This window comes from Mesorhizobium sp. M7A.T.Ca.US.000.02.2.1, assembly GCF_003996995.1.
Taxonomy (GTDB): domain Bacteria; phylum Pseudomonadota; class Alphaproteobacteria; order Rhizobiales; family Rhizobiaceae; genus Mesorhizobium.
Genome location: NZ_RZTT01000206.1, coordinates 1 through 10,545, shown reverse-complemented (window position 1 = coordinate 10,545; position 10,545 = coordinate 1). Strand labels below are relative to the sequence as shown.

Below are 10,545 nucleotides of genomic sequence, written 5' to 3'. Positions count from 1 at the left end.
CGGCGGAGACCCGAGGATCCATGCCGTGATCTTGGTCGAGGAATGCAGCGGAGCAGAATTCTGCACCGCAGCAGCGCTTTGAAGTCGCGGCATGGATCCCGGGTCTGCGCCGCGTCGCTGCGCTCCTTGCTTCGCCCCAGGATGACGACGTGACGGGGGTTTCGATCAGTCTCCTGGGTGTACGGTAGGGGAGATTGACCTCATGCTTGCGCCGGCAGCAGGTCGGCTATGGGCAGCGCGATCTCGTCCTTCACTGTCTTGATGACGATGTAGGTGAAGTAGCGATCGATGCCGATTTCGCGGTCGAGCAAGCCGTCGACCAGCCGCTGATAGGCGTCGATGTCGCGCGCCATCACCTTCAGCACATAGTCGACGCCGCCGCCCACCGACCAGCAGGCGACGATCTCTGGGATGTCTCGGATGACGCGCTCGAAGCGGTCGAAATCGGCCTGGCGGTGGTTGGCCAGGGTCACCTCCATCAGCACGGTGGCGACGGGTGCCACGACGCGCATGGCGATCCTGGCGTGATAGCCCGAGACGATGCCGGCCTTTTCCAGCTTGCGCAGCCGCATCCAGCACGGCGTCGGCGACAGGCCGACCTGCTCGGCCAGCGCCAGCTTGGTAATGCGTCCGTCGCGCTGGATGGCGTCGAGGATTTTCAGGTCGATCGGGTCGAGTTTCGCTGATGTCATCAGAGCTCACTTTTCGTCCGAGTACCATGACGGCGCATTATTTCGATTGTCAATTGCACTGATTTCGATCTCTAATAAGTCATGACATTGTGGCAACCCGATCCCGCACTCATCCGGCGGCCGGCATATCAATCGCTGGCCGACCAGTTCGCGCGTGCCATCCATGACGGGCGCCTGGCCAATGGTGCGCGGCTGCCGACCCATCGCAGGCTGGCCGACGATCTGAAACTTTCGGTGCAGACGGTCAGCCGCGCCTATGAGGAACTGATCCGTCGCGGCCTGATTTCGGGCGAGATCGGCCGCGGCAGCTTCGTCCAGACGCAGCGCCGCGAGCCGGAGCCGCCATATCTGCCCGAGCGGCTCGGCGAAGTCATCGACCTGTCGATCCTGAAACCGGTTTGTGAGCCGATGCATCTGGAGCGGCTGAAACAGGCACTAGGCTGGCTGGCCGAGAACCTGCCGTCGAGTTCAGCACTTTCGTTCCGGCCCAACATGGTGTTTCCGCGCCACCGCGCGGTGGCGGTCGAATGGCTGAGGCTTTGTGGCCTCGATGCATCGCCGCAGAACGTCAGCCTGACCAACGGCGCCACCGCCGGCATGACCGTGGCGCTGATGAGCGTCGCGCCGCCGGGTTCGACGGTTGCCACCGAGGCGATCGGCCACCATACGCTGGTGCCGTTGGCACGCTATCTCGGCTTCAATCTGGAAGGCCTGCCGATCGACGACAACGGCCTGATTCCGGAAGCGCTGGACGAGGCCTGCCGGCTTTCCGACATCCGCGCGGTCTTCGTGCAGCCCTCGGTGATCAACCCGACGGCGACCCTGATGGATGCGCGGCGGCGAGAAGAGATCGCCGCGGTCGCGCGCAAGCACGACATCGCCATCATCGAGAACGATGTGCTCGGTCCGCTGGTCGAAGACCGGCCGCCGCCGGTTGCCGCGTTCGCGCCGGAGCGCACGCTCTACGTCACCTCCTTCACCAAGATCACCGTGCCCGGTCTGCGCATCGGCTATCTGGCCGCGCCCGACCGCTACGTCGCCGCCGTTGCCAACCGGCATCTGGTCTCGAACTGGATGGCGACGCCGCTGGTGGCCGAGATCGCCACCAAATGGGTGACCGACGGCACGGCGATGGAGCTTGTCCACTGGCAGCGCGCGGCTTTGCGGCGCCGGCAGGATATTGCAGCGCAAGTGCTGGCGGGGGTGGACTATCGCGCCCGGCGCGACGGGTTGCATGTCTGGCTGCAACTGCCGGCCGACCGGGCCGAGGAAAGCTTTGTCGCCCAGGCTCGCCTGCAGGGCGTGGCGATTGCACCCGGCACGTCCTTCCGTATTTCGGCTGCGCCCTGGCATCCGGCGGTACGTATCTCGCTGGGTTCGACCACCGAGGGGGAACTGCGCGCCGGCCTCGGCGTTGTCACCAAGCTTTTGCTCGGCGATCCCGAGCACCTGCTGCTCGCTATCTAGCGAGTGCGCCGCTATCCGGGTGATGCCGGCCTGCGAAAGGCAGCCTCCTGCGCTTCCGGTACTCACGTATGAAAAGTACGCTCCGTTCCGGTTCTCGGAGGCTCCCATTCTCGGCTCGGCCTGACCCGAATCCCGGCGCACTCTTCGGCACTGGTTGCTCAAGAATTGTGCGGAATGGGAAATATTGTCATGATATTATTTTCCCGATTGACATGATTTGGCGCGTTCCGCATCGTTAAGGGGCACAGGCTTCTCCAGCACGGGGAATTTATTTGTCCGCATCAGCGCCCATCATCAAGATCGACGACATCTCGAAGAGCTTCGGCAGCTTCAAGGTGCTGGACGGCCTGTCGATGCAGGTCATGCCCGGCGAGAAGCTGGCGCTGATCGGCCCGTCGGGCTCGGGCAAGACGACGATCCTGCGCATCCTGATGACGCTTGAGCGCATCGATGGCGGTCATATCCAGATCGACGGCGAGCAGCTCTACCACATGGAGCGCAATGGCCAGCTGCTGGCCGCCGATGAGCGGCATCTGACAAGGATGCGTCAGAAGATCGGCATGGTCTTCCAGCTGTTCAACCTGTTTCCGCACAAATGCGTCATGGACAATGTCACGCTGGCGCCGATGCTGACCAAGGGCACGCCACGCGCCGCCGCCGAAAAGCGGGCGATGGAACTGCTCGAAATGGTCGGCATGGCCGACAAGGCCAAGTCCATGCCGGCGCAGTTGTCCGGCGGCCAGAAGCAGCGCGTGGCGATCGCCCGGGCGCTGGCGCTGTCGCCGAAGATCATGCTGTTCGACGAGGTGACGTCGGCGCTCGATCCGGAGCTGGTCGAGGAGGTGATGAACGTCATGCGCAAGCTGGCCGCCGAGACCGACATGACCATGCTGCTGGTCACCCACGAGATGGGCTTTGCCCATGATTTCGCCGACCGGGTACTGTTCTTCGATCGTGGCAGGATCGTCGAGGAGGGCAAGCCCGACGAGATTTTCCGCAATCCCAAGCAGGAGCGTACGCAAGGCTTCCTGAAGAAGATCATCGCGGCCGGACATCGCGTCTGACCGCAATGCCCAGGGCGACGAAGTCGTCCCGAGGTGGCGAGGGCCGCCCCGTAACAAAGCAAGACAAGAAAGAAACAAGGAGTTGGGAACAATGAAGAAGAAACTTGGCATTCTGGCTGGCGTCGCCAGCCTTACGCTGGCGGCGGTGCTGGCCGCCTCGAGCGTGGGTTCGGCCGATGACAGCAAGCTCGAACAACTCAAGGCGCAAGGTTTCGCTCGCCTCGCCATCGCCAACGAGCCGCCCTACACGGCGGTCGCCGCCGACGGCAAAGTTTCGGGTGCCGCGCCCGATGTGGCCCGCGAGATATTCAAGCGGCTCGGCGTCGCCGACGTCGCCGCTTCGATCTCTGAATATGGCGCCATGATCCCCGGCCTGCAGGCAGGTCGCTTCGATGTCGTCACCGCCGGCCTGTTCATGAAGCCGGAACGCTGCGCCGCCGTCGTCTATTCCGAGCCGGTGCTTTGCGATGCCGAGGCGATGTTGGTGAAGAAGGGCAATCCGAAGGGCTTCAAGAGCTATGAGGATGTCGCCAAGGATACGACTGCGACCATCGGCGCGCCGGGCGGCGGCACCGAGGAGAAGCTCGCGCTCAACGCCGGCGTGCCACGCGATCGCGTCATCGTCGTGCCGGATGGCCAGAGCGGCGTGAAGATGCTCCAGGATGGCCGCATCGACGCTTATTCGCTGCCCGTCCTGTCGATCAATGATCTGGTCAAGAAGGCCAACGATCCGAACCTCGAAGTCATCGCTCCCGTGCAGGGCGCACCGGTCTATTGCGACGGCGCCGCCTTCAAGAAGGGCGACGAGGCACTGCGCGACGCCTTCGACGTCGAACTGGCCAAGATGAAGAAATCGGGCGAGTTCGCCAAGATCATCGAGCCCTATGGCTTCTCGGCGGCAGCCGCGATGTCGACCAGCCGCGATAAGCTCTGCGCGGCGAAGTGATTTTTCCTTCTCCCCGTTCAACGGGGAGAAGGTGTCACGAAGTGACGGATGAGGGGCGGCGCCAAGTTCTGAGAGTCTAGTGCTGCCCCTCATCTGCCTGCCGGCTTTCGTTGCTCGAAAAGCCAAGCAATTGGCTTTTCGCCCGCTACGCGGACCGCTCCTCAACTCCCCGTAAACGGGGAGAAGGAGCTAAACCCAACGTTGGAACGTAAATGACCCAGTGGTCCGGCTATTTCGGCCTGATATTGCAGGGAGCGCTTGTCACCATCGAGCTGACGCTGATGGGGTCGGTGCTGGCGTTGATCATGGCCTTCCTCGCCGGCATGGGGCGCGTATCGCGCTTCTTTGCGCTGCGTTGGTTGGCCACCGCCTATATCGAATTCTTCCGCGGCACCTCGATTTTCGTGCAGTTGTTCTGGGCCTATTTCGTGCTGCCCTTCATCGGCATTTCGTTGACCCCGTTGCAGGCCGGCGTGCTGGCGCTCGGCCTCAATGTCGGCGCCTACGCCGCCGAAGTCGTGCGCGGTGCCATCCAGTCGATCGGCCGCGAACAGTATGAGGCCTGCACCGCGCTCAATCTCGGGCGGTGGCAAGGCATGCGCCACATCATCCTGCCGCAGGCGCTGCTGGTGATGCTGCCGACTTTCGGCAACAACGCCATCGAATTACTCAAGGCGACCGCCGTGGTGTCGCTGATCTCGCTCACCGACCTGACCTTCCAGGCGCAGGTGGTGCGCGCCCAGACCGGCAACACCCTGGTGCCGTTCACCACCATCCTGATCATCTATTTCATCCTCGCCCTGCTCATCTCGTGGGGCGTGCGCTCGCTGGAACGACGCATGGCGCGCGGCCTCGATGGGGTGCGTGCCTGATGGCCAATTTCCTTCTGATAAATTGGGCCTGCTGATGGAATGGGATTGGAATTTCGTCTGGGAAATCATGCCGACGCTGATCCAGGGGGTGAAGATCACCATCCTGGCGACGCTGCTCGGCTCGGTGCTGGCGGCGGTCGTCGGGCTGGGCATTGCGCTGGCGCGCCGCTCGCCCAACAAGGCGTTGTCGCGCACGGTCGGCTTCCTGGCCGAGTTTATTCGCGGCACGCCGTTGCTGGTGCAGCTCTATTTCATCTTCTACGTGCTGCCCGACATCGGCATCCTGCTGCCGCCGCTGGTCGCCGGTGTCATCGGGCTCGGGCTGCACTACGGCACCTACACGGCGGAAGTCTACCGCGCCGGCATCGACAATGTGCCGCGCGGCCAGTGGGAGGCCGCCAAGGCCTGCAATCTCAGCGCCAGGCAGACCTGGACCCACATCATCATTCCGCAGGCCATTCCGCCGATGATCCCGGCACTGGCCAATTATTTCATCGCCATGTTCAAGGAAACGCCGCTCCTGTCGGCAATCACCGTGTTGGAACTGATGAACCAGGCGAAAAGCGTCGCCAACACCTATTATCGCTATATCGAGCCGATCACGCTGGTTGGTGCTTTCTTCCTCGTCATCAGTCTATTTTCGGTCGTACTGCTGCGCTGGCTGGAACGCCGCTACGGCAAGATCGAGAGGTAGCCATGAAACCCTTGCCCGAGATCAAGGTCTATCCGAAACGGCCGGCACTGGATGCGCGCCCTCTGGAGCGGCGCGTCGGCCTGATCATCCTTGCTACCGATCACACCAGCGAACCGGATTTCCGCCGCATGGTGGCGAGCGAGCGGATCGGCGTCTATGTCGCCCGCATTCCCTACGCCAACCCGACGACGCCGGAGAATCTGCGCAAGATGCAGCCGGCGCTGACGGCAGGCGCGGCCCTGATCCTGCCGGATGAGCCGCTCGATGCCATCTGCTATTCCTGCACTTCGGCGTCGGTGGTGATCGGCGATGCCGAGATCGAGACAGCGATCCAGGCTGCCAAGCCCGGTGTTTCAGTCGTTACCCCGCCGATGGCGGGCGTGCGCGGGCTGCATGCGCTGGGCGCAAGCAAGATCAGCATCCTCACCCCTTACACGGTCGAGACATCCAGGCCGATGGCCGCCTATTTCGCCGCGCAAGGGTTCGACATCGTCAGCTTCACCTGTCTTGGTTTCGAGGACGACCGCGAAATGGCGCGGATCGCGCCGGCGGCGCTTGTCGATCTGGCGCGCGAGGCGACCGACGCCAGCGCCGATGCGCTGTTCGTGTCCTGCACGGCGCTGCGTAGCGCCCTCGCGCTCACCGGCATGGAAAAGGCGATCGGACGTCCCGTGGTGACCAGCAACCAGGCGACCGCCTGGAACTGCCTGAGATTGTGCGGGGATGAGGCGCCGCATCCTGAGTTCGGGCGGCTGATGACGTTGCCGTTGGTTCAGTAAGACGATGTCCCACATTCACGAGCGACCCCCTCTGGCCTGCCGGCCATCTCCCCCTCGAGGGGGGAGATTAGCTGCTGCCCGGCTTTCGCCAATCACCGACGTGACAGGAAGAACGGCAGCGTCGAAGCTGCCAATCTCCCCCCTCGAGGGGGAGATGGCCGGCAGGCCAGAGGGGGTCGCCCCATGACGCGCGCCGTCGCCCTAGCGGACATCCGTATCGCCCGTGACCGTATCGCCGGCAAAGTCGAGCGCACGCCAACCGTCTTGTCCCACAGCCTCTCGGAACAGTTCGGCGTCCCCGTTCACCTCAAGCTCGAACACCGGCAGACCACCGGCAGCTTCAAGCTGCGTGGCGCCTCGAACGCCGTCGCCTCGTTGAACGCCGAACAGAAGGCGCGGGGCGTGGTCGCGGCCTCGACCGGCAATCATGGCCGCGCGCTGGCGCATGCGGCGAAGCTTGAGGGCATGCGCGCCGTAATCTGCATGTCGCGCCTGGTGCCCGGCAACAAGCTCGACGAGATCCGCCGGCTTGGCGCGGAGGTCCGCATCGTCGGCGACAGCCAGGACGATGCCCAACAGGAGGTCGATCGGCTGGTCGCGCAAGAGGGGCTGGTGATGCTGCCGCCCTTCGACCATCCCGACATTATCGCCGGGCAAGGCACGCTCGGGCTTGAGATGATCGAGCAGGTCCCGGATGCCGCCCTCGTTCTGGTCCAGCTCTCCGGCGGTGGGCTCGCCTCAGGCGTTGCCGCGGCCATCAAAGGCGTCGACCCCCGGACAAAAGTCATCGGTGTCTCGATGGCGCGTGGCGCGGCGATGAAGGCCAGCCTCGATGCCGGCCAGCCGGTGCTGGTGGAAGAATTGCCGACGCTGGCGGATTCGCTCGGTGGTGGCATCGGCCTCGACAACCGGCTGACCTTCGCTATGTGCCGCGACCTGCTCGACGATGTCGTCCTGCTCAGCGAAGAAGAGATCGCCGCCGGCATCCGTCACGCCTATGCGCAGGAGCGCGAAATCGTCGAGGGCGCGGGCGCTGTCGGCATCGCCGCACTGCTGGCCGGTAAGGTCAGGTCGGACGGGCCGGTGGTTGTTCTGCTGTCCGGTCGCAACATCGATATGGACGCGCACCGCACAATCGTTTGCGGCGTGGCGCCATCGCTCAAGGAGCGCGCCGCATGAGCCGGATGACCATCCTTACCGAGAAAGAGTTGCGGGCGATCGTGACACTCGATCTCGATGCCGTCGCCTGCGTCGAGAACGCCTTCCGCGCGCTCGCCACTTTGCCGGTGGCGATGCCGCCGATCCTGCGGCTAGACATTCCCGAGCATCGCGGCGAGGTCGATGTGAAGACCGCCTATGTGCCCGGCATTGACGGCTTCGCTATCAAGATCAGCCCCGGCTTCTTCGACAATCCGAAGCTCGGCCTGCCCAGCGTCAACGGCATGATGGTGCTGCTGTCAGCCAAGACCGGCCTGGTTGAAGCGCTGCTGCTCGACAATGGCTATCTCACGGATATCCGAACCGCTGCTGCCGGCGCCGTTGCCGCGAAACATCTGTCGCGGCAGGACTCGTCCGTTGCCGCGATCTTCGGCGCTGGCGTCCAGGCCGGGCTGCAACTGGAAGCACTCATGCTGGTGCGGCCGATCGCCGAGGCGCGCATCTGGGCCCGCGATGCGGCAAAGGCCGAGGCAACCGCCGGAGCCCTGCGCGAAAAGCTCGGCATTCTCGTGCATGCCGAGCCCGACGCGGCAAACGCGGTCGCCGGCGCCGACATCATCGTCACGACGACGCCTTCGACCGAGCCGCTGATCAAGGCCGGCTTCGTTTCCGCCGGCCAGCACATCACCGCCATGGGATCGGACGCCGAGCACAAGAACGAGATCGCGCCGGCAATCCTGCGCATGGCCGATCTCTATGCCGCTGACAGTGCCCGCCAGACAAAGCGGCTGGGTGAGCTGCATCATGCAATCGCGGCGGGCGTGATGGCCGCCGAGGAAGAGGTGACCGAACTCGGCCAGATCATCGCCGGCGCGAAACACGGACGGCGCTCGGCCAGCGACATCACCATCGCCGATCTCACCGGCACTGGCGTCCAGGACACGGCGATCGCCACGCTCGCTCGAGACCGTGCGCGGGTGGCCGGTTCCGGGGCCATCTTCGAAAGCTGATGCTGGCCGCAGGAGGATGATCCGGAAAAGTGGGAACCGGTTTTCTCGGACAAACGGTTTTCCGTTTGTCCAGAGATCACGCTCAAACAAGAACGACGAGTTGGATTCAAAGCTGATACCGGCCGCAAGGCCCAACAAACGAGGACCAAGAACAATGCAACCGAACCTGAGATTCTCGCGCGGCGAATATGCGGATCGCCTCGCCAAGACACGCAAGGCCATGGAGGCCAAGGGCGTCGATCTTCTTGTTGTCAGCGATCCTTCCAACATGGCCTGGTTGACCGGCTATGACGGCTGGTCGTTCTATGTGCATCAGGCGGTTATCGTGCCGCCTTCGGGCGAGCCGGTCTGGTACGGCCGCGGCCAGGACGCCAACGGCGCCAAGCGCACCGCCTATCTCGCGCACGACAATATCGTCGGCTATGCCGATCACTATGTGCAGTCGACCGAGCGCCACCCGATGGATTTTTTGGCCAGCGTGCTTGCGGATCGCGGCTGGGGCAAGCTGACAGTCGGCGTCGAAATGGACAATTACTGGTTCTCGGCGGCCGCCTTTGCGTCGCTGCAGAAGCATTTGCCCAATGCCCGCTTTGTCGATGCCACCGCGCTGGTCAACTGGCAGCGTGCGGTGAAGAGCCCGACCGAGATCGATTATATGCGCAAGGCGGCCCACATCGTCGAGGCCATGCATCAGCGCATCTTCGACAAGATCGAGGTCGGCATGCGCAAATGCGATCTCGTCGCCGAAATCTATGATGCCGGCACGCGCGGCGTCGACGGAATTGGTGGCGACTATCCGGCGATCGTGCCGCTGCTGCCGTCGGGTGCCGATGCCTCGGCGCCGCATCTGACCTGGGACGACAGACCGATGAAGCGGGGCGAGGGCACTTTCTTCGAGATCGCCGGCTGCTACAACCGCTATCACTGCCCGCTGTCGCGCACCGTCTTCCTAGGCAAGCCGACGCAGGAATTCCTCGATGCCGAGAAGGCGACGCTGGAAGGTATGGAAGCGGGGCTGGCCGCCGCGAAACCCGGCAACGCCTGCGAGGACATCGCCAACGCCTTCTTTGGTGTTCTCAAGCGATACGGTATCGTCAAGGACAACCGCACCGGCTACTCGATCGGCCTGTCCTATCCGCCGGATTGGGGCGAGCGCACGATGAGCCTGCGTCCCGGCGACCGCACCGAGCTCAAGCCCGGCATGACCTTCCATTTCATGACCGGCCTGTGGCTGGAAACGATGGGACTGGAGATCACCGAGTCCATCCTGATCACCGAAACCGGTGTGGAGTGCCTGGCCAATGTGCCGCGCAAGCTGGTGGTGAAGGATTGATGCCGATGTCGAATCTACATTCATCACCGGTCGCGCCGACCGTCGATTTCGACCGCGACGGCATCCAGCACGGTTTCCTGCGCTTGCCCTACAGCCGCGACGATTCCGCGTGGGGCTCGGTGATGATCCCGATCTGCGTCATCCGCAACGGCAACGGGCCGGCAGCGCTGCTGACCGGCGGCAACCATGGCGATGAGTATGAGGGGCCGCTGGCCCTCTACGATCTCGCCAGGACCCTCGATCCCAAGCAAGTCAGCGGCACGGTGATCATCGTGCCGGCCATGAACTATCCGGCCTTTCGCGCCGGCACGCGCACCTCGCCGATCGACAAGGGCAACATGAACCGCAGCTTTCCCGGCCGGCCGGACGGGACGGTGACCGAGAAGATCGCCGACTATTTCCAGCGTGAGCTGCTCCCCCGCGCCGACATCGTGTTCGACTTCCATTCCGGCGGCAAGACGCTGGACTTCGTGCCGTTCTGCGCCGCGCATACTTTGCCCGACAAGGCGCTGGAACAGAAAGCCTTCGAC

General features: G+C 63.8%; 11 protein-coding genes. 10 read left to right on the top strand and 1 reads right to left on the bottom strand.

Going from position 1 to position 10,545, the window contains the following annotated elements:
* Nucleotides 1–200 precede the first annotated feature (200 nt).
* Nucleotides 201–692 (bottom strand): Lrp/AsnC family transcriptional regulator, encoded by a 492-nt coding sequence (locus EOD15_RS19530; protein ID WP_127269511.1) that lies wholly within the window; start codon nt 690–692, stop codon nt 201–203.
* 81 nt (nt 693–773) lie between these two features.
* Between EOD15_RS19530 and EOD15_RS19525 the strand changes: the two genes are divergently transcribed.
* The 10 genes from EOD15_RS19525 to EOD15_RS19475 all read left to right on the top strand — a co-directional run.
* Complete coding sequence (locus tag EOD15_RS19525; protein ID WP_127272428.1) at nt 774–2,159, top strand: PLP-dependent aminotransferase family protein; 1,386 nt, start codon at nt 774–776, stop codon at nt 2,157–2,159.
* A 272-nt stretch (nt 2,160–2,431) separates the two neighbouring features.
* Entirely contained in the window at nt 2,432–3,223 is a 792-nt protein-coding gene (gene ehuA, locus EOD15_RS19520; RefSeq protein WP_027035592.1) for an ectoine/hydroxyectoine ABC transporter ATP-binding protein EhuA, read from the top strand.
* A 91-nt stretch (nt 3,224–3,314) separates the two neighbouring features.
* The gene (ehuB, locus tag EOD15_RS19515; RefSeq protein WP_127398030.1) at nt 3,315–4,169 is read left to right on the top strand and encodes an ectoine/hydroxyectoine ABC transporter substrate-binding protein EhuB; all 855 of its coding nucleotides are present in this window, start codon (nt 3,315–3,317) and stop codon (nt 4,167–4,169) included.
* 212 nt (nt 4,170–4,381) lie between these two features.
* A complete protein-coding gene (ehuC, locus tag EOD15_RS19510) occupies nt 4,382–5,041 on the top strand; it encodes an ectoine/hydroxyectoine ABC transporter permease subunit EhuC (RefSeq protein WP_013530328.1) in 660 nt (219 codons plus the stop codon).
* A 34-nt stretch (nt 5,042–5,075) separates the two neighbouring features.
* A complete protein-coding gene (gene ehuD, locus EOD15_RS19505; protein ID WP_127322980.1) occupies nt 5,076–5,735 on the top strand; it encodes an ectoine/hydroxyectoine ABC transporter permease subunit EhuD in 660 nt (219 codons plus the stop codon).
* Between the two features lie 2 nt (nt 5,736–5,737).
* Entirely contained in the window at nt 5,738–6,514 is a 777-nt protein-coding gene (gene eutA / locus EOD15_RS19500) for an ectoine utilization protein EutA (protein WP_127322979.1), read from the top strand.
* A gap of 183 nt (nt 6,515–6,697) precedes the next feature.
* Nucleotides 6,698–7,693 (top strand): hydroxyectoine utilization dehydratase EutB, encoded by a 996-nt coding sequence (gene eutB / locus EOD15_RS19490; protein WP_127321590.1) that lies wholly within the window; start codon nt 6,698–6,700, stop codon nt 7,691–7,693.
* Nucleotides 7,690–8,682 carry an ectoine utilization protein EutC gene (gene eutC, locus EOD15_RS19485; RefSeq protein ID WP_127321589.1) on the top strand — a complete coding sequence of 331 codons (993 nt, stop codon included), beginning with the start codon at nt 7,690–7,692 and terminating at the stop codon, nt 8,680–8,682. The genes eutB and eutC overlap by 4 nt, the downstream gene beginning before the upstream one ends.
* Nucleotides 8,683–8,836: 154 nt before the next feature.
* The gene (gene doeA / locus EOD15_RS19480) at nt 8,837–10,015 is read left to right on the top strand and encodes an ectoine hydrolase DoeA (RefSeq protein ID WP_127321588.1); all 1,179 of its coding nucleotides are present in this window, start codon (nt 8,837–8,839) and stop codon (nt 10,013–10,015) included.
* Nucleotides 10,016–10,020: 5 nt separating this feature from the next.
* A partial coding sequence (locus EOD15_RS19475; RefSeq protein ID WP_185929022.1) for a succinylglutamate desuccinylase/aspartoacylase family protein occupies nt 10,021–10,545 on the top strand: 525 nt, incomplete at its 3' end.